The sequence below is a fragment of the Natronorubrum tibetense GA33 genome, assembly GCF_000383975.1.
Taxonomy (GTDB): domain Archaea; phylum Halobacteriota; class Halobacteria; order Halobacteriales; family Natrialbaceae; genus Natronorubrum; species Natronorubrum tibetense.
Genome location: NZ_KB913021.1, coordinates 1 through 23,313, shown reverse-complemented (window position 1 = coordinate 23,313; position 23,313 = coordinate 1). Strand labels below are relative to the sequence as shown.

Genomic DNA, 23,313 nt, shown 5'->3' with positions numbered 1-23,313 from the left:
GAAGTGAGTGGAGTGAGTGTGGTCGTCGCGGTTCGATACCCCAATTGTCCTCTGTCGTGATGTAGATTTGGCCAGCGGGACTCCTGTCCCAGGCTGTCAGGGACGGGCGTCAGTCCGCGATCGCGAGCTTCCGGCGCCCCAGCTCGACGAGCCGGTCGAGTGCGTCCGCAAGCGCCGCCTTGCAGTCCTCCGGGTGGAGATTGCCGGACTCCACTGCCGCCTCCAAGGCGTCGTAGGAGTCGAAGGTGACATCCCCGCCGAAGCGCTCGTCGCGCTCGACGGTCACGGTGTTGAACCGCGGGAACACGTGGAACTCGAACAGCTGCAGCACGGGATTCTCGAGCTCGACGTCCGCCGGCTCGACACCGTCAGGCAAGTCGTCGCTCGACAGCTGCTCCTCCGGGTCGGGATCCGCAGTCGGCGGACAGAACCCCTTGTCGACCTTCGCCGCGATATCCATCGTCGAATCCTCTATGCTGATGGTGACACCGTCGCTAGAGGACATCTTCCCGATTCCAGTCTCGAGGTCCGCAATGAGCGGCGTGTGGAGACAGGTTGGCGCGGGCTCACCGAGCTTCGGGAGGACGTCTCGTGCGAGCATGTGGACCTTCCGCTGCTCCATCCCGCCGACCGCCAAGTCGACGTCGAGATGCTTGATATCCAGCGCCTGCATCAATGGGTAGACCGCATGACTGACGCGCTCGGCGTCGTCACCGGCGATCTCGCCCATCGATCGGTTCGCGCGGTTCATCGACGTCTCCACGCAGAACTCGTGCTGGTCGAGGACGTACTCGTCGTCGAGCTGGAATTCGGAGCCGAGCAGGAACTCGGTCTGCTCGGGGTCGAGGCCGAACGCGACGAACTTTTCTTGCATGCGCTCGGCGATCTCGCGGATCTCCTCCAAGGTCCCCTTGTCATTGAGGGACGCGTGGATGTCCGCGAGCAGGACGACCACCTCGAACCCGGCCTCCTGTAGTTCCATGAGCTTGGTCGCGGTAACCATGTGCCCGAGGTGGAGGACGCCACTCGGCTCGTAGCCGACGTACGCGCGCTTGCCCTCAGGGTCGGCCGCGAGTTCGCGGAGTTCCGACTCCGTCACGGCCTCGACAGTGTTGTTCGTCATCAGTTCGAACGCTTCTTCTGCGTCGGACATCACGATTCGACGAATGATCCCCACGGCACTCGACCTCGCGTTCGGCAGGCACCTGAACACCGCCTTTATACGCAAGGGGCGGGGACGTCGCGGCCCTCTCGCAGCACCGGTCACCTCTCCTCCTTAAATGTTGTGTTGGGGAGGTAGAAAGACGCCAGAACGGGTGACGTGGCGACGCAACCCTTCGACACGATGACCACACTTGAATCGACGACGCATCAACCGTTCTCGCCGGAGGTCATTCCGTCGAGCGAAAGGACGATGGGTATCGATGCAGGAATCGGTCGGTCGAACGCGACACGGTACCCCGTCGAGACGGGGGGTAGCTTTAGGTCACGTCCCCAAAAATACGGTGTCATGGGGTTCGTGACCGTTCGTGACGAGGGGGACGAACATTACGACTGGCACCTTCGCCCGGGAGGTGGCCGCCCGTTCGACGTACTCACGGTCCTCGTCGATTTTCTCGACGATGGGGGGTACACGGTCGACAGCAATGACGTCCTCGCAGCACTGGAAGAACGGATCGATACCGACTGGGGGGACACCAACCTCAGTCCGTACATCAACAGCGATAGCGATGTCTCAGATCTCCGGAGCGCCGGGGCCGTGAACAAAGTCAAAGCCGTCGGGAACGAGAGTCGACGGCCGCTCCAGCTTGACGCTCCCATGATTCGGACGCTCGCGCCCGGATACTACGAGCACGCTGCGAGCGACGAGGTCCGGCGCATGATGCGCTACCTCGGGTCGGCCGACCTCGACGGCGAGGATCTCGACCCGCGAGCCGCACGACTCTATGTCATCCTCGCGGCGAATGCCGATGTCGTCGACGAATCAGAATACCCGGAGGTGAAGGTGACATTCCGCCAGTTCGGTCGCCCCGACGACGCGGACGACGACTGGCTCGCGGACTACCCGTTCGACTCGCCGCCACTCCTGCTCGGTGCGTTCGAGAAGCAGTACGCCGAGTTCGCCATCCTCATCGACATCGACTACCGGAACCTCGAGGTCGCCAAACCCGAGGCTCTCGAACGTGCATATAACGACGAACTCATGGATTACCTAGCGGCCGCGCTCTACGACGACTACGCGACGTTCACGACAGAAGCGAGTCACGCTACTCGCGAACAACACGTCCGACAGCAAGCAGACGCCTCCGGTGCGTCTGACCCGGCTGTTAGCGCACAGATGCCGTTCTTCGACAGCATCGTTACACTCGACCGCAACTCGAACCACGTCCAGCTCGCCGCGCTCTACCAGCGCGAGAAGAACTAACCGTACTAGTACGTCGAACAACGCAACAAAACCCACTCACCATGCCAATGACCACGGAAAACGACTCAGCACGGTCCCTCGAAGACGTCTGGCACAACATCCTCCAGCGTCACGGCGTCAGCGAGGCCCAAGCAGAGGACATCGTGAAGCTCACGTTCGGAACGCCCGCGCTCACGCGAGACATCCCCGACATCGACGACGTTCCCGACATCGTCGCTGATTCCCTTGCCGAAACCGATTTCGAGATGCACCTCAACGCCGACGCCGACCCCGATAACGTACGGCGAGAACTCGAGCTTGCGCTCGAGGACGCCCTCAGTGGGACGCTGTCGGGGCCGGCGTCGGTCTCCGATGCAACCCTGGCACAATCGTTCGACGCCGGGACAGCGGGCCCGGGCAAGAGTGGTGTCTCCGCCAGTAAAGGCGTGAATGTCGGCCAGCCAGACACCGGTGCGGCCTGGAAGTCCGCGGGTGTTGACCGGGGCGACGAGAGCGATCTGAACGAAGAGGATATCGAGACGCTCGCAGACGCACTCGAAGCAATACGGGAGAAACACGATCTCGAAACCGTGGACCTGTACGCCGCGCTCGAACGTCTCGAGGAGCGAGAGAACGAATGACAGAGGAGTTCGCCGCGTTCCTAGACGCGTTCAAGAATGCGACTGTCACAGATAGCGGCGACGAGCACGTCAGGGCCCGCGCGGACTATACGACGAACACGCTCCGCGTGAACGAGGCCGCCGACGACCCCTACGGGATGACGCTCATCCACGCGCTCGTCTCCCGTGAGGAGTTCATGCACGGTGAGTGGTCCGTCGGCCTCGTGAACTCGCTGTCCCGCCTCAAGCTCGCCGCCATCGACGCGCTCTACGACGCGCTGGACGACCCAAGCGTTCGCGACGAGCGCCTCCAGACGCTGTACGACGCCTGGATCGCCGCCCAGACCGTCGATGCGGTCGTCGAGCCCTTCCAAGAAGCCGTCGACAAACTCCAGATACTGTCCGTCGTCTACGGCGACATGGAGTTCCTCTCGAACATCCAGGACACGTTCGAGGCGGTGTACGGGGACAAACACGACGCCGACAAGATTTACAAGCAACTGCTTGACGAGATCAAGGCCCAGACGGAGATCGCTCGCGGTGCCATACACGCAGAGGACGGCGGGTCGCTCTACGTCAACCCGCTCTACTATCACGCGCTCAGTCACGCCACCGGCACCGACGCCGAGGACGATGCGACGGCCAGCGACGCACAGCGGGAACTCGACCGGCTCTCCGAACGCCGGAGCGTCGCCGAGACGGTCGCGCAAGTGACGCTCGACGTCCCGTACCCCATCGCACCGCTCGGCCCCGACGCCGCGTACGACTCGCTCCGCGTGGAAGGACTGGACGTCGACCCCATCGACGCCGCCGACCTCAAGGAACGATATCGGGTTGCTGACGACGCTATCGAGGAACACCTCCTCGCACACGCTGACAGCATCACGAACGACGACGTCCGTGCCGCGCTGGGGACTGACGTCGGTGCGTACGAGGACACGTGGCTCGACCACGTGTTCGTCTCGACGCTCCAGGCACTCGCTGCGCTCGACGCCGACATCGACGGCCGCGTGCACGAACTCCACGCCGACGACCTCCGGCGTCGTCTCACCGAGCGCGTTCATGGTGTTGACCTCCACGCCGACGAGACGATGGTCGACCGCCCGACGCCGCTCCTTGAGGTCCCCGCCGCTGCAACGACTGACGTTCCCGATCAAGACCTCATCGGCGTCGAGAAGGAGCCGCTCCCGAAGGTTCTCATCGAGGCGTTCGAACAGCACGGCTCGTTCGGCGCAGTCGTCTTCCAGCGGACCGGCGACGAAACCAAACGCCAGCTCAACTATCACGCCGTCGACGCCGACGATCTGGCGTCGAATTCGGACGTTCCGGCGGGTGTCGACAGCTACCAGGCGCTCTGGGAACACTACTTCGTCGGGAAGGAACTCCTAAACACGCTGTTCGTGCGCCGACACGAGTACGAGCGCCGTGTCCGGGAGGCGTTCGGCGAAGGGTTCGAGGACGTGTACGCTCTCCGAGCCGCACTCGAGTCCGTTGACTTCGAATCCGTGGTCACGCCAGAGACAGCCGACGACGCCTTCTCAGACCCCCGGCCGGACTCCGGGCTGGCTTCTCTGGACGGCTCCGCCGAAGTAGCAGATACCGCTAACGACACCCTTGAAGACGCGGGATTCGGCTCGCCCGACACAAGCGAGGAGACGTCCGATGACGCTGACGGCTCGGCGGTCTCCGAGCAGATGACCGCAACTCTCGACGAGTACTCGCTGGAGGACATCCGGACGGCCGCGGACCAACTTGACGACGTCCCGGACGTTGGAGTCGATGCAGTCCGGTTCGACGGAATTGAGTGCCCGCTCTGTGCGGTCATCGCCGAGCCCTGTGGCGGCGACGCCTGCGTCACCGCGGACATCCGGGAGTCATTCGACGCTCAGTTGCCCACACTCCTTGACGACTACCTCACGCTCGAAGGTACGCGACCGCGGTGACTGCGGGTAGCCAAGGCACGTAGCGGGTGGTCAGCGCCCATCAAGGAGTCGCGTCCCGATACGTCGCGGAAGTCCGACCTCCTCGACGCGTTGGATGACGCGGTCGATGTCGTATTCGACGCGACGCAAGTCTACGCTCGTGTCCTCACTGTCGAGCACCGCGTACGCCGCTCGCGCATCGCCGTCTCGGGGTTGGCCGACACTCCCTGGGTTCACGATGAGCTTCCCGTCGACATGCGCTCGATGCTGGACGTGTGTGTGGCCGAGCACGAGGCTGTCGCACTCGTCAAGGTATGGCCGCATCTCTGGGAACGCTCGCGGCCGCACATATCGCCCGCGGTGGTCCGGGTCCGGGTGGCTGTGTACTAGCTGGATTCGGCCTCGGGCGATGGTCGTCCGCGGCGTCAGCTCGGCGAGCCACTCGCGTTGCTCCTCGTCGAGCTCCCGCTTCGCGTAGTCCAGTCCCCCCATCGCCATTTCGTTGTGACTGTACTCGTCAGGCGTCTCCACGGACCGGTCGTGATTTCCCTGTACGACGACCGAACACCGTTCGCGGACGCGCTCCACACACTCCCCCGGCCACGGTCCATACCCGACGACGTCGCCAGCACAGACGACTGTATCTATCCCCTCTTCGTCGTTGATGTCGTTCAAGACCGCCTCGAGCGCCGGCAGATTCCCATGAATGTCCGAAATCAACGCTAATTGCATACCCACACGGTCAACCACATCGTAAGTAAACCACGGGGCAAGACTACACGCCGTGTATTGTCGTACTCCTCAACTGCTCCCCCCATCAGTGACGCTATTGTCGTCATCGCCCGCGTTGACGTCGGGGGGTCCTGGATCTTGAGTGCTGGCATCCGCTTCGCCCTCGTCAACGTCGTCGTTGCCCGGACCGTAGACGTACCCGTCGAGTTCGTCGTCGGTGTCTGTTTCGAACAATTCGGGGAGCGTCGGTACTAGTCCGTCGCTCCGGGCGGCAGTCACCACATTGTCGACTCTCGCTTCGACTTCGCCCAGTCCGCGCTGGCCCCGCCCCTCGAACCGTTCGAGGTTTGGAACCGGGTCGAACCCCTCCGTCGATGGATCCGGGTCGCCCGGGTCGTGGATGACAGTGGGGAACGCGTCCGGATCGAAATCGACCCCACATATCGACATATCGGAGCGCTTGGCAAGTGCGAGCCGCTGCAGGGCGTGTGTCGCACGCATGGCCTCGATTAACTTTGCTCGCGCGAACGCGGTTCGATTGAAAACGGCCGCCAGATCCGTGCGAACGATGTCGAGCGTACTGTCCTCAACGCGCTCAGCTCGCTGTACGGTTGACCGGTAGCGCTCCCGCAGCGACTCGATCTGCTCCCGGTACTCGGTTGTCCTTCGTTCTGCTTCGTGGATTCGCCGCTGGAGCTCTATCTCGTCGAGCTCTGTGAGGGTATCCGTTTCTTCGGAGTGGTCCAGCATCCACGCCTTTGTCTTCGAGAGGATCGATACGAGCATCACTAACTGTTTCAGCCCGTCGAGCGATCATAAGCGGCGACCGAGAGGTACCGAACTTGTAACACACCGCCCGCAGCTATAGGCGGGTGCGCCCTCAGGTGTCAGTCATGCGCGTATTGGTCTGTAACGATCTCCACCTCAAGCCCGCTGCGATCGACTACGACGTCGAGGCGATGACTGTGCCGGACGATCTCGATGCAGTGTTTGTGGCAGGCGACCTCACGCATCGCGACGGCGAGGACGACGTAGCACTCGCCCGGCGGTTCGTAGAGCGGTTCATTCCGGATATCCCAGTCATGTACGTCCCGGGGAATCACGACCACGCGCCGATGCCCGAGCGCGTCGCCGACGGCCTCGAGAACGCGACCAGCGGCCACGATGCGGTCCATGAGTGCGAGTGGGGCACGGTAGTCGGCTGGGGCTGCGAACGCCGGTCGCTCGAACCCGCGCTCGACCAGACAGCGTTCCCAGCCTTGGATCCGCGGACCGCGCCGCGGGGCGAACGCCGGTACGTGGCCGATCGGACCGCCGACGCTATTGAAAACGCGCTTTTCGACGTCGTCTCCAGCGGAGCGAGCGCTCGCGATGCCGCCGCCGAACTCGGCATCGCGGCCGAGCACCGCGAGACATTTCACCGGAGCGTCGATGCTGTCCAGAATACGTACGAGCATCTCGCCGGCCTCCTCGGCGACTGTTCGAACGTCGTCCTCATCTCGCACCTCTCCCCGTTCAACACGACGTTCGACCGCCATCACTCGACGGGAACGCGCGAAACGGACCGCGAGGGGCTCCACACCGGCTCCGTCGCACTTGCCCTCATCGCAAGAACCCACGATGTCTACGCGACCATCAGTGGGCACTCCCATGCCTTCGGGTACGACACCGGCGACGGCGCCGGGGGCGTGCCGCATATGCTGAACCTCGGGTTCCGCGGGCTTGGCATCGTCGACATCGATCCCGACACTGGCGTGTTCTCGTTCGCTGATGCGAACCCGGGGTGAAGCGCTCGTGGTGACGACGACCGCGCGCAGCGAAGGCTAGCGGTCCAGCTAACAGTATCTCTGGTACAGCAAGACCCACAGCAATCGCAAGCACCGCTGCAACGCGTGTCGCGGTGCCGGCTCGAACGAGATGTAGTGGTCCCTGCCGGGCGTCGCGCAGGGACCTCGTGGGTAGGAGGAGACGGGTGAACCGCTGCACAGACTGGCCTGTTGTGTCCCCACGTTCTGTAGACTAGCTCCTGAGCTTTCCGTCCTGGCTGTCCCTCTCGCAGGTATATGTCGAATCCGACAATCGAAGTGACGGATTGCGCTCGGGCGCATGTCGACGCGGAGGCCTACCGGCTCACGTTCGAGCTACAGGCCAACGCCGAGCGGCCAGCCGACGCACACGCTCGAGCCTCGGACCACCGACGGGCTCTTAGACGGGGCACGCGACCACGAGGTCGGTGTCATCGAAGTGGGCGTCACCGTGACCGCGACGTACACCATCGCACCGACCGGGGCCGAACCGTGACAGGGATCGACCTGCCACGACTGATCGGGTTCTTGAATGCACCGTTCGGTCACGTCACCAACGACGCCCCCCAGAGGCCGCACGACAAGGTATCGACAGAGCCGTCGTCTCGGCGGCCGGAGTCGCGATGAGTTTCGAGTTTCCGTTCCACGATCGGCATGGCATTCTGCTCCCACGAGCGAGTACCGACACCGACGCCCGCGTCGAGGTGAGCCCGGGATTGAACACGCTTAGCGTCCCACCGCGCGTCCAGGACGAACTCGGGTCGGCAGTCGGTGTCTTCCAGTTCCCCGTCGTGTTCGCTGGATATCGGTCGTGCACCGCGGCCGGGGCGGCGTTCCGCATCCACAAACGTGCACTCTGTCGCATGACCCGCGAGGTCGTCGGCGACGACGAACCGCTCGCGGAGGGCGCCCGTCAACTCCTCGGGTACGACCGCGCACTTACGGACCTCCAAGCGGAGTTCGGCACGGTCACACGCGCCGGCCTACACGCGTTCCTTACCTGGCTTGCAGAAGACGAGGTATATGTCAACTGGTACGCGAACAACTACATCGACAACAACACCTTCGTCGACGAAGCTGCCGTTCGCGACGCTATCGCCACACTCGGCCGCGGCGCAGGCCACGGTGGGTCGCTCGCGACACTAGCTGCGGACTACCGCGACCTGCTCGACCGCCACGGCCTCGGCGCGTTCGAGATCGCTATCGACGTCGCACTCGACCCGCCGCTCGCGACCAACGGCTTCGCGCAGCCCCCGGTCGATGTCCGTGGCGCCACTGATCCGAGGGATGGCCTGCCCAGCGCTCCCCGCATCCTTGCGACGCGCGATTTCGAAGACAGGGCCCGGTGCGTTCTCGACGCTGTCGCTGACATGGATGCCGTCGCGGGCGCGGACCGAGCGCTCGCTGACTTCCACACCGAGGTACGTCGTGCCATCGGCGACACTGAAGATGGTGACCTCGCCCCGGAGACGACCGCTGACAGCTGGGCGACCCAGCCCGCCGTCGCAGACCTCCCGTTGCTCGCCGAACCGCATCGCGCGTGTCCATCCGACCGAACTGCTCGCGAGCACCAGTCAAACGTTGGGTACCCAACCGGGCAAGCGTGGCTGTTCGCGCAAGCGTATGAGGCCGGTGGGTTCGGCGCCGTCCTCTACCGGCGCCGCGGCGGTGACCCGAACTGGCTCGTCAACCCATACGTCGCCAGCCACTCGGTCCACGACGGCGAGTCCTACGGCGCCGTCTGGGAGCGCGCGTTCGTCACCGACCGCTTGACTGCAAGCATCCTCGACCGTGCCTCTGACAATCCCCGCCCGGACCAGCCACTGGAATGCCCGCTATGTGCACTCTCGACCAACAGCTGCGGCGACGATACGTGTGCGTTCCGAGACGAGATCGACATAGTCCAGAGTCGAGCACTCACGGTCGTCGAGGCCCTGAAATCGGTCCAGCGTTGATGTGGTTTCGCAGGTGACGGCAACAATTCGAAGGGCGCGTCGAATGGTTCAAGCGCAACGACAATCCCCGTCACTGTCATCGAGTTTATGACGACCCACCAAGTGGGGTACACTCGTCGTAACGCGTGCTTGACGCTCTGGACACCAACGACGGTAAGTCACCGGTACGGTGCACCGCTACTCGATACAATCTCCGTAGGGGCCGCCTCAGATACTTGTGCACGGGTTTCGTACATTTGAACCCAGTGTTGAAGACTCCGAAATGACCGAACCCACGTCAGAATACGACCGAATCGAGGAGATTCGCGAACGAATAGCGGTGTCATCAGGAGTAGGTGCTACGCCTTCCTCCGCACTCAGAACGAAGAATGCCGTTTCGGAGGCGCGCCAGCTCAACGAGAAGGACCCGACAGCTGCTGCCAGCCTCGTGCCGTCACTCACGTCCGTTCTCATCGAAACGGCAACGTTCTCCCCCAGCACAGGGACGGACATTTTCGGAATGGATTCGGTCGTACGCGAATTGCAACTGGAAGCGACCCAGGCACTGTCGGCGCTCGATACGAGTAGATTCATTCGAGAGGACGCAGATTCAACATCGCTGAGAAGACTTGTCCGGGCGTTCGAAGTCAGCGTCAACGTGGAAGGCTCCATATCACATCAACACGTAGACGAGATTGGAATTCGCAGTCTCTCCGCCCTGTCTGTGGAGGCTCCGAACAGAACGCCCAAGACTATCCGACGTGAGACGATTACCCGTGCGGTCGACCTCTGGAGTCAAATCGACCCCGAGGAGAACACGCCTACGGGGTCGGCTATCATTCGACTGTTGGCTGTCGTCGCACGACAGACACCCGAGACGTTTCCAGCCACAGATACCGCATCGACGGTCGTATCAGAGGCTGCTGACTCCAAGTATCCGCAACTCTACGCGTGGGCGATCTTGATTTATTGTACTGACGTTCTGGCTTCCCCAGAGGAAGCACCGGAGCTGGACACGCTAGACGAGATCATTCCATTGCTTGTCGACCGCCTCTCGTCGAGTCCGGACCCACGTATCCGAGAGGGTGCCGCAGAGGTACTGACTGATCTGGATTCACTGGGTATCGTCACCACAGAACGCGTCCAAGGTGTTGTCTCCTCGTTACTCGATAGCAATTCCGACAAGGACGAAGGCTGGCAGTGGGTCGTCGCCAACGGATTGAAAGGCTTACTCGAGGCAGGTATCGTGCCCTCCACTGTCTCCGAGACAATTCTCGAGGCCCCTGAATTCGGTCTTGCGAGCGCAACGGAGATGTCGCGACGTGGCGTGTTCGAATGCTATCAGGCAGTTCTAGAGCATGACCAACTAACTGCAGCACACCTCTCGACGATTCTCGACGAACTCGATGCGTTCGAGACTAACGACCCCGATACTGATGCGTTCTACGTCGCGAAGTTGCTTGTCGACGTCGTGAAGAGTGAGTGTCTGACCGCACGGCACGTACCGGTCGTTATCGACCTCCTCTCTGAATCGGTTACTGCTCACGAGACCCGAGCACCGATCAAGGTCGCAGTCGCTGTCGACGGCCTCCTTTCAGCTGTCGACATGCCCCCATCACAACTTCGAGAGCTATTTGCCCTGCTGAATGAGGTGGCGGAGTCGACGCACTACACCGACGTCACCGCCGAAGCGTTAGCGACGCTCGTGCAATCAACATCACCTGCCACGGTGTCCAGGTGTAGAGAGTCGGTTGTCGGGCTGGTCGAGCAAATCATCAAGGGCGAGGACGGCCTCAACGGTTTCGCGAGACACTATCTGCAGCAGGCGGTCGAGGGGCTCGCCGAATCAACGATGGATACTGACCTGTTACTCCGGCATTTGCTCGCTTCGCTTGAACGGGTTGTCGACGGTGAGGACACGTACTCCCCGAAGGCCGTCGCCGAGTGTCTCACCGCTCTCGTCGACGAGGCATCAAATCAAATGGCGCAGATTCAGGCGGTCGTGAACGCACTCGAGAAAGCCGCGGTTGAAACCCAGGGGGAGTCTCGGACCAGAGCGTTCGACGCTCTCTCGCCGCTCCTCCGAGACGGCGCATGGTTCTCGGTCGACACAGAACGGCTCATAACGCCCCTTGCCGGGAGCGTCAGGAGTACGCGACCAGAACTCAGGAGGGCGGCGTTCGATCTGCTCGCTGCCTGTGCAACCGCAAACCGATTCCCTCAGGACTGGGTGCGTGAATTCGTTCCGGCTATCGAGTTCGGTTGCCGTTCCACTCAGCTGGACGAACGCACGGCTGCAGTCCATGCCATCGACGCACTTACAAGGAACGGGAAGTTCCCGTCCGATGCTGCACTCCCCTGCTTCTGGGAGCTCCTCGGTATCCTGCTCGTAGAGCGCCCACCAGATGTCCGAATTGGGGTCGGTAGGTCCGTTCGGGGTCGCTCGACGGGTGCCGCGCCGGCAGCAGCAACTGCACTAAACACGCTCGTTATGGAGCGCCTTGTCACCACTCAGGACATACTCGAAGTTCGAGACAAACAACCAGCTGTAGTCGATAGGCTGCAGCAAATCGGTTCGATGCGTGTCTCGCAGGTCTGGTATACCGCGGCTAGCAGTCGGATCATCGACGAATGGCAGGACGAAACGCTCGAAACAGTCTTTCACGCGCTCGCCATACTTGCACCGACCACGGTCGAGCCAGCAGCGGCCTGGCGTTCTTTCCTCCTGGACCACGCCCGCTCGCCGTCTCGTGCGAGGCTACGACTCGATGTCGTGGACCGTCTCACAGAATTCCGCACAGCAGCGGCCAGCAGATCTTAATCCTGCGTCCGGTGTCCTCGGTGCAGAATCTCACATCTTAACGTATTTCAAACAAATTCTACACAATTGAATCGGACGATCGATGGTGTTCACGCAGGTTCGTATCGCCACTTCCCCTGGCTGCTGCGAACCCTAGTGAACCATCCCACCCTACTCGCTCGCTTGTGCTCGCTCCTTGAGGGTGGGGCTTCCTGTTTCCACGACGCGCTTTGCAGGAACCGAACGGGTTCCCGTAGGGAGCACAGTCTCCATCTATGAGAATTCTGCCGACTGCACAAACCACGTTGAGATAAATAGGCTCTGGTGAATCGCTAGACAGCGCCGACCTGATCCGTCAGAACTAGGGAGTTGAAGCGGGAAACGGCGGATTCTCTATGTCCAAGATTTCCCGCTTCACTGGGAAAGTGGTGACGTTGGCTAAAAGTGCTGTTGGTGGCCGAGGCGAATCCGCCACCCTTCGGGGCGGCGGATTCGCCGACTATGCGGTCGTTTCGCTGCATTGTCTGCGGATTTACTTGGAGAAGTCCTACCGCGAAGCGCTTGATCTCTTGAGCGAGATGCCACAAATACTGGCGGAGATCGGCCTTCAAGGCCGATCTCCCAGACCACTCGACGCTAGTGAAGGCGTTTGACAGGATCAAGATGGCGGTCTGGCGAGTGCTGCTGCGCCGACAGGCGCAGCTGCACGAGCCATCTGGTCACGCTGCGATGGACGCGACGTTTTTCGACCGCGAAAACGCGAGCAAACACTACTGCCGTCGGACGAATTATCGTGTTCAGACGCTCAAAACCACCGCACTTGTCAATACCGAGTCACAAGCTATCCTCGACGTTCACTGTACAACTGAGAAACGTCACGACACGCAGATCGGCTGGCAACTCGCCCGCCGAAACGTGGGCGAGTTGCACAGCCTCGCTGCCGACAAAGGCTATGATTGGCAGCAATTACGCGATAAATGAGGGAAGAAGACGTGAGACCGTTGATCAAGCATCGTGAGTTTTGCCCCATCGATCACGCGCATAACGCGCGGATCGATGGAACTCTCTACAGTCAGAGGGCGTTATCTGAGACTGTCTTCTCGGTGAACAAGCGCACGCTCGGCAACGCCGTGCGTGCGCGATCTTGGTATCGGGAGTTCCGTGAAATCGTCCTGATGTGTGTCGTCTACAACATTAAGCGTGCCATCAAGCAGTGAAATCAACCGCCGTATGGCGATTCACCACGGCCAAGGAATTGGAATACAATTCCAGCGGTCGTTAGCAAGGAATCGACTCGCTCCGGAACATAAACTATGCGCACTCCAAGTTTGTATGGCGCTGGACAGGGACGCTAGCCCCCTACCGGCCGGCACTGACTCTGGAGCATAGCGTTGCCCGTCGTATCCTCCGTAATCAAGCCCTGAATCGGAACAAATCTGTGGAGATCAGCTGTCTCAGTCCGCATTGCGACATCCCCGCGAGCAAAGCACAGGGGTAATATCAAGGCTAATATAGACCAGATCACACACAAGTTCCGCTAGTGGTGTCGACGAGAGTATGTCTGTCGGCGTCTACACCGTGCAGGGCTATGGCACGGTTACGATATCGGCGTCGTGTTGTCGACTGAATCAAGGGTACGGATCATCTCACTGTTGATCGAATTGGGTAGCAGTGCAACTCCCGCAAAATGTGACGGAAGGCATTGACAATGGCGCGTTTCAAGTCCATATCTAAACTCAACATACATTCTCACATTACGAAACGTGTAGTCATAGCTCCTACTTTAGGGTGGTTTCTCCGGAATCCAGTCGTGCATGCAGTACCCACAAGAACCAGAGGCCGACCACAAGGGCCTCGCAGAGTTTTGGGAGAAAGTTGATCTCGTGTTCTACCTGGCGATCATCGCAGTGGTGACGCCGACGGTCACGAGGATGGTGAGTGCGGCGTGGCAGTCCGACGGCCTCATTCGGACGGCGGTCGTCACGTTTGAAGAACTCGCGGGCATCAGCCACGGCGAGTTCGTGCTGTTCGGGCTCGGTGCGTACGCAGGGCTAGTCGCGCTGTTGCTGTTAGACGACATCAAGCGGATCCAGGGCGTCCTGTTAGCGGTGGCCTCGGCTATCTCCGTGACGGTGTTCCGTTCCAACGGGGTTCTGTATCCGCTGTACCCGGTCGAGAACGCGCCCGTGATCGCAGCCGGATTCGCGGCATCCTTCCTGCTCGCGGGCGGCCGCCGACTTCGAAGCAATAACCCGCCTTACGAGTTCCGGGCCGTGACGACCGCTCTGTTCTGGGTAGTCGCGGGGATCGTTACTATCGGCTTCGTCGACCATCATCTGGTGTACACGTCGGGGGAGGCGCTGGTCGACGGCCACATGCAGGTCGCTGCAATCAATCAGGTCAGATTCGTCGGTGAAGGCCTGTTCACTGACTTCATCGCCGCGTCCGTCCTTGTGACGGGTGCCTACCTGTTCACAGGTTACAAGGCACAGCGTGACGTGTTCGTCGTCGGCGTCCAGCGGGCCGGCAAGACCATGCTGGCGGCAGCACTCAACATCGCCGCCGATGAGAGTGCACGAAACACGCGCCTGAGCCCCTCGGGCCCCCTCTCCGCGCTCGTTGGATCGCTGCGCGGCGGTGAAGACGAAGACGGGTTCGGCGGCGACGGGTACACCGGCCCGACGGAGAAGGGCGAGTACCACCTCCACCAGTTCCGGACCAGAGCCGGCGAACTGTTCAAGGAGTACATCCAGGTCGACGTCCTCGACTACGCTGGTGAGTACGTCGACGAGAACTTGGTCGAGTACGTGAAGGCGTTCGCCCCGGACTCCCGGCTCTCCCTGCAGTGGCTCGTCTACACCTACGAGTCCGTGCGTGGTCTACCGGATCTTCCGGAGAAAGCCGAGGGGCTGGACTCCGACGAGATTCAGCGTGTGATGGCCAAGCAGATCGTGCACTCGGACACGCTGTGTGTCATCGTCGACGCTGGGAGCCTTGTCCCCGAGGTCCCCTACGGCGAGGGCGACTACGACACGCAGGACGACCTCGCGTCGTACCTCGACACGTACGTGCAGCTGATCAGGCACCTCGATCAGAGCATGCTCGACGAGAAGGAAGTCGTGCTGGTGGTGACGAAGGCGGACTATCTCTATCAGCTGTATCGGACCGTCGACACCCGGCTGCCGTTCTTCGACTGGGTAAACTACCACCTGCTCGAGTCTCTCGAGGGCCGCGAGAAGCTGGGGGCGCTCGTGAACCAAGCCCAGGTCGACCGCGTCTACCCTGTCTACTACGACCTCGACCACGACGCGTCCCTGGCGGAAGGCGAGCCGGTTCCGGAGCGTCCGATCGACGTCAACGGCGCCCAATCGCTACTCCAGCGCATCAAGGGGGACGCGTAGGATGCCGGACGTGCGCGTCTTCCGAAACGACGGCGATGAGATGTTCGCCGACGACCCCGGCGAACTGGACTACATCGACCCAGGGGTGGTCCTGCTGTACGCGGACACGAGAGCCAACGTCGTCTGCAGTTATTTCGAGGGCCGTCTCGGGTACCCGGTACAGGCGACTGTCGAGTGCACGTTCGCTGACGGAATCGACCTTGGGGCAGTCAGGCCAGCAGTGGAGGAGGGCAGCGAGTCGGAGTTTTCGGTCGCGGAGGCTCCGCCCGACAATGCGACGAGTTCGCGGTGGGCCCTCGACGGGCTCAGCGCTGACCCGCTCCCCGTCGCGGAGCCCGAATGCGACGCCATCCGCCGGCTGGTCGACGGCGGCCGCGAGGAGTCGTGGGACGGCTGGCTGAGTGACCTCACTAGCGGCATCGGCCTTGAGTGCTCGCGAGGTGGTATCGTCGGTCGGGACCGGTCCGTCTTGAGCGACGACGACCTGGAGGCCGCCCCGAATCGGGATGCAGATTCAAGTGCTCCGCCCAAACGCACGGGTGACCACGCCACCGACGGAGGGGGATCGACCGAGTCGGTGACGGACGTGACTGCCTCGTCCATGGACGGCGCAGGGCTGGACTTTACTGTTCAGTCGACGTACGACGCAGCACGATTCTTCGCGTTTCTGGTGTCCGCGCTCGCGGACTCGGCGGTGACGATCGCCGTCTCGAAAGCGGGCCGCGTCGACACCGTCGAGGACACGGATATCGTCATCCACCCGAACGGCGACCTCCCGTCGGACAGTCGGGTGAAGCCGCTCCCCGAGACACAAGATCGGATCGACGACGAGCTCGATCACGTCAAGCGGGAACGCGTCCGTGGGCGTCTGGTCGACGCGGTCGACGACCTGAATGTGGCATACCGTGAAACGGTCAACGATCCCACCATCGACGTCGAGACCAGTAAGAGCGTCCTCCGAGAACTCCTGGCTGAACGTCTCGCCGAGTCCTCGAACCTGACGGTCGTCGACAGTAGCCGAGCGCGCTACCGTCAGGCTGGTATTGCAGTCCTCGCCGCGTTTATCGGGCTAGTCGTCGGCGTCGTGGGTGGTGTCGCCGGTGCCGACGTAATTCGGCGTACGGCCTTGCATGGGAGGGCTGCGGTGAGAGACCTCATCGCGGCCCATCCAGCACCGCTGGGAAGGTATTTGGTGGATGCCGTGAGTGGCGTCGGTGGCCTCACCCAGGGCTTGATGGTGGCTGTGTCCGCATTCGTGCTGATCGTCACGGTCGCGATCCGTCACTGGCGCGGTGATCACAGACAACGCGACCTACGGCCCGCGACCGCACGGTCAGACGCTGTCAGGGTCGTACTTCGTCTTGCGACTCTCAGCTCCCTGATCGCGCTTTTCATCTCAATCGTGCTTCTCTGGACGGCCAGATGATAGTGAGTGCCGGCGCCGATCCTCGTGTCACCGCACAGATCGACTACGACACCTTTGGCGCAGCGGGCCGTTGAAGCCACATACACGACAACCCGCGACCGACGTGACAGCCCCAATGGAGACGACGCAACGGGACACCACTAGATGAAGACGTTGAGGCGACTGTCGACCGTATTCGCACGGGGCTGGCACCCGACGCCACCCGGTCACCGTCGACGGTTCTCGACCGTGAATCGGCCCTCCAGAACATCACGTCGATCGTCCGGAAGACCGACGGTTATCCCGAACTCCTGGCAGACGTCGCGACAGTACCCGAGGCGGAGACGCGTCCGGTACCACGTTTCGCGGGGCATCTCTTCGAGACAGTGGTCTCGTCGGTGCGGATCTGTCGAGTGTTGACCTCGGACGACTCTTCGTGGAGCTATCTCTCAAAGACTCGTCTCATTCGGGTTATACTTTCCCACGTAGATCTAGAAGGCCCAACAGTTGATGGTGCCGATGTACGCAGTACCCGTGTTACTGTGTTGAAAGGGGATTTCAGCGGGTGCTAATGTCATAATTACGATCTGCAGTCGCTGTTGGATATGCCACTAAGCAATCCACCATTGCGAGGCGTGTTGCGGGATCAAGCGTATGCGCCTCTTCTGATGATAAGTTTGATTCTAAGGAACGCCTCAAATCCATATTCAAGCTGGCTCCTGCTTGTCTTGACACCGCCTGAAGTGCCGAAACCACATGATCTCGAATCTCAGAATCGAAGTACGTCCTGAACTCCTGCCTGCTGTCGGCGGGGTCAGCATCGGCAAGTAGTTGTAAGAACTCATCGGGAGAGAACACCTCCGTCTCCGCTATTATCGGCAACAGTTCGGCTCGTTTCTCTCTTGTTGAGGACTCAAGCGCGTCGGTCACGGTCTTCGTAACGAACGTGTCGCCTATTCCGAGCGCGACAGAACCAATCGCCTCAAGAGCGGCTCGATAATCGGACTTCCCCGTAGGATCAACTGCAGCGATGAAATCGTCGGGAACGGCTGATACGAAGTCCGTCCCGTCGGGATCAACCATCGCTATTGCCCCAATTGCTACAGTTGCTGACCACTCAATCTCATCCCCATCAGTTGCTTCATCGATAAGTGCCTCCATCGGATTAGGGGCTGTGTTCGGTCTGTCTATCGCCGCGTGAAGTTCCCCTAATGCCCGAGCAAGATACCACCGTGACACCCCGCTTGCATCATGGATAGCATTGGCGAGGGTCCTCTCCAAACCTGGACTTTGATGAGAGTCATCGAACACAGCAATCGCTTCGCCAAGCGCCTGAGACGCTTGATCTCGAAGTATTCCCTCTTCTGTCTGTACCTGTGGTCGTGTTAACTTAGACATGATTCCACCAGACGGCGTAGGCTTGTAGCCACGTTTCTGCGGTGGCTGGATCGACGTGGCTAAAACAGTTTGAGAACGAAGAGGTTCGTCGTTCTACCTCACGAAAGACACGTTCAACTTGATTTCTGTAGCCGTGTGGTTGGATTCGGTAGCTGAGGCCTTCTTGACGGAGTCCACCAATGAGATCATCGGCGTTGTCGACGAGAAACACGGCGTCTTTGACGTCATGTTTCTCGACCAGCTCAGTGAGAAATTCTCGTGCAATTGCGATCGTATACGTCGGAAACAGCCGTGAATGGAGGATTCTATTGGTTTCTGGGTCGACTGCGGCGTACAGCCAGTACTGCTCGTCGTTGATTCGGATCGACTTTTGATCGACCGCAACTCGATCCGGACTCTCACCGCCTTTCGGCTGTAGATTTGCCTTCTGCACCCAGTTATGAACTGCTGTTCGACTGCGCTCGACACCCAATTCCTCGAGAAGAATAACTGTATTCGAAAGTGATAATCCGGCCAAATGGTGGCGAATACCCTTTTTAATGATCTCGCGGGGTGTCCGCTCTCGCTGCACAAACTCCAAGTCAATCCAGTCAGTAGACTCGGTGAGGCGGTCGGTTTCGGCCATGAGCATCCGAATCTTCGACCGCCTCGTTCCTAACTTAACACCACCGTACCTGTCGCATCAACGTATAAATGACTCCAAATCCGGAGTCAGTACCAAACGTGATAGCAACCGCTTCGCCAAGCGTTCTAGCGAGGTCGTGGCGTTCCCAACTGTTCGCATTGGCAGTCTGACGAACGAGGGGTTGAAGGAGTGCGGGAGTATGTTCCGGAATAGCTTCGGCAGCGGCCAACTCTCCCGCTACTTCTTGCATATCGTGCCGCGCCGGCCCCCCACGGAGCAGTACATACGAAAGTAAGCGATCAGGGCCGGAAAGCTTAGATCTAGCTAGTCTGCTCGGATCATCAGTTGGTTCCGCTTCGACGTCCATAACCTCCGTCATCACGGATCTGTGCCTGCCCAACCGATTGGGCTCATCGATCCCATGTGCATCGACTTCCAGGGTGGCGACAGCCACACCGACTAACTCGGCATGCTCGACCCGCAACGAGTTGTCAACGCCACGTAATTGCTCAAGTAAAGGATCGGGCCACGGCGTAGAGTCACTGGAAATATCCAAAATCCAGACTAGTTCTCCAAGGGTTCGTCCGGCGATCCATCGAACCTGTCCCTTTCCGGTATGGGCCTGTAACACAAGCCCTGTTGGAAGGTCGGCGGGAGAGTCGGTTGTCGTTGAGAGCCCGAGAGCCCGCGTTGAGAACTTTCGCGATCGGCCTATGTCCCCACGAATGTGTTCAATCGCCATTGATGGCGCCGAAACGGCGCACGTTTGTGGATCCATTGTGATGACCGCCTCCCCTAGTCCTTTTGCGGCAGCATCGCTGAACGGCTGTTCCTCGCGTATATACCGCTGTAGTACCGGTGTCGGATCGATAGCGGTTGACGGATCTCCGCTCTCATAAACTGCCACACCGAGTGCTAACGCTGCATCAACCCGGGGTTGTCCAACGCCGGTTCTAACTTTCTCTACAAGCGGCCTGATGGGATCCGGGATCTCAATTATGCCTCCATGCGCGGCGACGATCTCTCCGAGCATCTCTCGGGGTTGGCGCCACCGGATTGTTCCAGTCGCGTCGATCCACCGGATTGCCAGTTTTATCTGCTCAGAGGGGGTTTCAGCACCTACGGCTGCGACACCACCGAGTGCGCGAGTAGCGTTCTGTCGCTGTTCCAATTCCCGAACATGATTGATCAGCGACCACGGAGGATCGGGTACTACTTGCGGGCACGCCGCGATGGCCTCTCCGAATGCTTCTGCGGCATCCGAATCGGGGCCGTTCTGTTGGATTTGTGTGATCGGTGACGGATTTGATTCGTCATACTCATCGGACGCTTCGGTAGTTTTCTCTGACCCCAATTCGACAGGTTGGGTCTTGACCGAATCCGGAACCGGTGTGTAGACAGGAGTCGATTCCCAACCCGATTCTCGAACCAAGTCTACTTCGCGGCGGGACGGCATAGTTCGTTCGAGGAGATCTCCAAATACAGTTATCGCAGTGTCATCCGCGCTCTGCAGCCTGACCGGGAGCGTCCGAAATTGATGTGTCGACGGTAGGTGATCCGGGTGCTGGTACTGAACCGTGATCACTGCCATGAGGCGTGCCCACCACGCCGGCGATCCTCGCTTGTTCACGCCGCTGAACGGCGAGGCAGAGTCTCGATTTAGAACAGCATAGAGAATCTGTGTAAGCAAATTAAGAACGGCGGAAGTGTCTCCCTCATCGGCTATGGCCTTCGCGACCATTTTTGGCCGATACTTCGCAAACCCACATAGCGCACGAAGTGAGTTCGATATGATTCCGATTTCGCCGCCTTCAGTAACCCCCCGTGCAAGAACATTGAAAAGTGACGACATCGATTCATCTGACTCCTCGTACTGGGCCACTACTGCTTCGATCGAAACTGTCTCGATTGCATCAGTCAGTAGTAGCTGGATCTCCTCGGATACAGCCCCGTAAAACATCGCCGTCGCTGCCGAACGGTTAATGTCCTCGTGAGCGAGTTCCTCCTTAAGCGCATGAACGAAAATCGCGTAGTGTGGAATAATTGCGGCAGGTTCGGACTTGGCTAACTCTGTTATCTCTAGTGCCGCCGCATGCCGCTCCCTTAGCCGGCTGAGATTGACGTCCGATCGGATCGGGTCTCCGAGAGTGGAAGCCAACTCATCAGCCCGCTTCTTAGTCTGCTCTTCTACCTCTTGATATGCGATTATTGGGAGTGGATCGATCATCGCAAACCATCTCCTAATCCAGGCGATATCGTTGGCCGTAGCTGGACTATGGTAGACTGCACGTTAACCCAGGCCGGTATCTCTATCTCCAGAGGGCGGTCGAGCAGGTTCGGACGTTGCGAGAGGCTATCGGTCCGAAATGGATTGCGGACCCCGAAGATTTCGAGGGTCCCGAGATGGCCGTTGAAGAACCCAATATTCCACAGCGTTTTCACTAGCTGGGCGAAGAGTCTCTCTACTCTCGGACTCATTTTCGCGCCAGATTTAGGATTGACAATTCCGATCGCTGCTGACAGTTCGGAGTTTGAGACGTACCTCATTCCGGGGAATTCCACCTGATCATTAGCCTCGGTTGCAATAAATGCATAACCACTCTTATGAAACAGATCCTGCCTCGTAGTCTCCTCCACAAATATCGGCTCCTCTTCGTAACTTCCGAGATTCTATGAATCAGTGATTCATTGATCGGTATCTTCTTTTGCAAGTTCGCGAATCTTCTTTTTCGTTTCCTCCCGGTGCTCGCCAAACGCCATCTCGAATACCCCGCGGTAGAAGTGTTTGTTTTTTTCCAGCGTGATATCCTCGCGTTTGAGTTGCTTTTTCAGGCGAGTGAACGTGATCTCGATGTCCTCGCTTTGCTCGGGTTCAACGTATATTGTGGCTGAATCCCAATCTTCGCGGATGTTCAGCGGTTCGTCATCTGTCTCTCCTGCCTCACTGGTCGACGAATCAGTATCGGTCGTGGATGCGGGCCTCTGCTGATCTGATCGACTTTCAGTCGCCGCTGCAGTTTCACGCCCCTTTCCTTCTGGTTCCACCGACGTCTCCGTGGTCTCCTCGTCTGTGACCGCGTCCTCCTCCTCCCCTTCGTCTGAAGGATCCTCGAATCGCTCATCCATTCCTCGAGGCATACTTACACCTCCACCTGCGTTTTGTCGAACGCCTGTTCCATCGTTTCTGCAACCTCGAGGAAGATATCGCGCTCTACTTGCTGGTCGTTCGCGTCCTCCCATTCGAAAATATCCCGTCCGTTGTCCCACGCACGCTGGATCGCCACCCGCATCGGGAGTTTGAAAATCGGCGCCATCGACGCGAAGGACTCGTCGAATGCGTTGAGGAATTTTTGTGACTGACCGTCGTCCCGGTACATGTTCGCCAGGAGTCCAACGATTGCGATCTCGATCTGCTGGTTGTCCTCGATGGACTCCAGCTGGTCCCACAGGTCGTCAAGTGCATCCCGTGATGTTGCTTGGGTCTGTGCAGCCAGGAAGACGTTCTGAGCCGCGATGAAGGCCGCGTCCGTCAGGACTGAGAGGTCGGGAGGGCAATCGACTACGATAAAATCGTAGTTGTATCCGTCGTCAACCATCTCTTCGAGGGCGAGTTTCAGCGAGAGACGAGCATTCGCATCGTCCATCCAATCTCGAGCAAGGCCCATGTCCTTGTGACTGGGAATCAGGTCGAAGTTCAGATGGTCGTACTCGTCGGCTTCGATCACGATCTCTGAAAGACTAGTCTCGTGCGTGCGCGGATTGTCGACGAGCACGTCGAGTAGGTTCTCGTCATCGGTGACTAGTGTGTTGGGGAGGTCGTTCTTCGGGCTTGATGGATCATTGTCGTCGCCCGGACCCAGTCCAAGCCCTTTCGTCATGTCGGCTTGTGGGTCCATATCGATTGCAAGAACATCGTGGTTGCGAGTGGCCAGTGCCGCGGCACTGTTGATCGTCGCGGTTGTCTTTCCCGTCCCGCCTTTTTGGTTGCCGAAGGCGATCGTAGGGATGCCAGTCGATGGTGTGACGCCCCATCCACGAGGTGATTCAGTCATAGTTCGATCATTGAATCAATGACTCATAAATCCATGTCAGACACTCAGTTGTGTCTCTCTCAATGCGATTCTGTCGGATATCGGTGTTTGAGGGGCTGAGATGTGTAATCGTCTCTTTTTGGGTGCTGTCTTTGAATCATTGAGTCTGTGATTCAATGATTCACGATATCAGTACTTCACTGATTCATTGATTCAATAACTCCGTGATGCGGGTC

The 23,313-nt window shown here is 59.8% G+C and carries 19 protein-coding genes and 1 pseudogene; 11 read left to right on the top strand and 9 right to left on the bottom strand.

Going from position 1 to position 23,313, the window contains the following annotated elements:
• Positions 1–109 precede the first annotated feature (109 nt).
• Entirely contained in the window at positions 110–1,153 is a 1,044-nt protein-coding gene (locus NATTI_RS0124225) for a tyrosine--tRNA ligase (RefSeq protein ID WP_020657258.1), read from the bottom strand.
• 357 nt (positions 1,154–1,510) lie between these two features.
• Between NATTI_RS0124225 and NATTI_RS0124220 the strand changes: the two genes are divergently transcribed.
• The 3 genes from NATTI_RS0124220 to NATTI_RS0124210 are packed head-to-tail and all read left to right on the top strand — an operon-like array spanning position 1,511 to position 4,967.
• Positions 1,511–2,425, top strand: coding sequence for a hypothetical protein (locus NATTI_RS0124220; protein WP_019992243.1), 915 nt, complete (start codon positions 1,511–1,513; stop codon positions 2,423–2,425).
• Between the two features lie 47 nt (positions 2,426–2,472).
• Positions 2,473–3,045 (top strand): hypothetical protein, encoded by a 573-nt coding sequence (locus NATTI_RS0124215; protein ID WP_006092991.1) that lies wholly within the window; start codon positions 2,473–2,475, stop codon positions 3,043–3,045.
• A complete protein-coding gene (locus NATTI_RS0124210) occupies positions 3,042–4,967 on the top strand; it encodes a hypothetical protein (protein WP_006092992.1) in 1,926 nt (641 codons plus the stop codon). Before NATTI_RS0124215 ends, NATTI_RS0124210 begins: the two co-directional genes overlap by 4 nt.
• 30 nt (positions 4,968–4,997) lie before the next feature.
• On the opposite strand, the gene NATTI_RS0124205 is transcribed toward NATTI_RS0124210, so the two are convergent.
• A complete protein-coding gene (locus NATTI_RS0124205) occupies positions 4,998–5,678 on the bottom strand; it encodes a metallophosphoesterase family protein (RefSeq protein WP_006092993.1) in 681 nt (226 codons plus the stop codon).
• Positions 5,679–5,747: 69 nt separating this feature from the next.
• The gene (locus tag NATTI_RS0124200) at positions 5,748–6,464 is read right to left on the bottom strand and encodes a hypothetical protein (protein WP_006092994.1); all 717 of its coding nucleotides are present in this window, start codon (positions 6,462–6,464) and stop codon (positions 5,748–5,750) included.
• A gap of 107 nt (positions 6,465–6,571) precedes the next feature.
• Between NATTI_RS0124200 and NATTI_RS0124195 the strand changes: the two genes are divergently transcribed.
• From NATTI_RS0124195 to NATTI_RS27570, 8 genes and pseudogenes are all read left to right on the top strand, one after another.
• Positions 6,572–7,465: a metallophosphoesterase gene (locus NATTI_RS0124195; protein WP_006092995.1), complete on the top strand. Its 894-nt coding sequence runs from the start codon at positions 6,572–6,574 to the stop codon at positions 7,463–7,465.
• Positions 7,466–7,784: 319 nt separating this feature from the next.
• Entirely contained in the window at positions 7,785–7,979 is a 195-nt protein-coding gene (locus NATTI_RS0124190) for a hypothetical protein (protein ID WP_006092996.1), read from the top strand.
• Positions 7,980–8,106: 127 nt separating this feature from the next.
• A complete protein-coding gene (locus tag NATTI_RS0124185; protein ID WP_019992242.1) occupies positions 8,107–9,438 on the top strand; it encodes a hypothetical protein in 1,332 nt (443 codons plus the stop codon).
• 262 nt (positions 9,439–9,700) lie between these two features.
• Positions 9,701–12,238 (top strand): hypothetical protein, encoded by a 2,538-nt coding sequence (locus NATTI_RS0124180; protein WP_006092998.1) that lies wholly within the window; start codon positions 9,701–9,703, stop codon positions 12,236–12,238.
• Between the two features lie 374 nt (positions 12,239–12,612).
• Positions 12,613–13,434: pseudogene (locus NATTI_RS25860) on the top strand (IS5 family transposase).
• Between the two features lie 597 nt (positions 13,435–14,031).
• Entirely contained in the window at positions 14,032–15,618 is a 1,587-nt protein-coding gene (locus tag NATTI_RS0124165; protein ID WP_006092999.1) for a hypothetical protein, read from the top strand.
• 40 nt (positions 15,619–15,658) lie between these two features.
• Positions 15,659–17,044: a hypothetical protein gene (locus NATTI_RS0124160; RefSeq protein ID WP_241434434.1), complete on the top strand. Its 1,386-nt coding sequence runs from the start codon at positions 15,659–15,661 to the stop codon at positions 17,042–17,044.
• A gap of 232 nt (positions 17,045–17,276) precedes the next feature.
• The gene (locus tag NATTI_RS27570; RefSeq protein WP_152423985.1) at positions 17,277–17,534 is read left to right on the top strand and encodes a pentapeptide repeat-containing protein; all 258 of its coding nucleotides are present in this window, start codon (positions 17,277–17,279) and stop codon (positions 17,532–17,534) included.
• A gap of 47 nt (positions 17,535–17,581) precedes the next feature.
• On the opposite strand, the gene NATTI_RS0124150 is transcribed toward NATTI_RS27570, so the two are convergent.
• The 6 genes from NATTI_RS0124150 to NATTI_RS0124125 are packed head-to-tail and all read right to left on the bottom strand — an operon-like array spanning position 17,582 to position 23,098.
• Positions 17,582–18,421 (bottom strand): hypothetical protein, encoded by an 840-nt coding sequence (locus NATTI_RS0124150; RefSeq protein WP_244879988.1) that lies wholly within the window; start codon positions 18,419–18,421, stop codon positions 17,582–17,584.
• Entirely contained in the window at positions 18,414–19,046 is a 633-nt protein-coding gene (locus tag NATTI_RS0124145) for an IS6 family transposase (RefSeq protein ID WP_027119300.1), read from the bottom strand. Before NATTI_RS0124145 ends, NATTI_RS0124150 begins: the two co-directional genes overlap by 8 nt.
• Before the next feature lie 34 nt (positions 19,047–19,080).
• Complete coding sequence (locus NATTI_RS0124140; RefSeq protein WP_006093002.1) at positions 19,081–21,273, bottom strand: hypothetical protein; 2,193 nt, start codon at positions 21,271–21,273, stop codon at positions 19,081–19,083.
• Positions 21,270–21,683 (bottom strand): hypothetical protein, encoded by a 414-nt coding sequence (locus NATTI_RS0124135; RefSeq protein WP_006093003.1) that lies wholly within the window; start codon positions 21,681–21,683, stop codon positions 21,270–21,272. The genes NATTI_RS0124140 and NATTI_RS0124135 overlap by 4 nt, the downstream gene beginning before the upstream one ends.
• A gap of 48 nt (positions 21,684–21,731) precedes the next feature.
• Positions 21,732–22,172: a hypothetical protein gene (locus NATTI_RS0124130; protein ID WP_006093004.1), complete on the bottom strand. Its 441-nt coding sequence runs from the start codon at positions 22,170–22,172 to the stop codon at positions 21,732–21,734.
• Positions 22,173–22,186: 14 nt separating this feature from the next.
• Positions 22,187–23,098 carry a ParA family protein gene (locus tag NATTI_RS0124125; protein WP_006093005.1) on the bottom strand — a complete coding sequence of 304 codons (912 nt, stop codon included), beginning with the start codon at positions 23,096–23,098 and terminating at the stop codon, positions 22,187–22,189.
• Between the last annotated feature and the right edge of the window lie 215 nt (positions 23,099–23,313).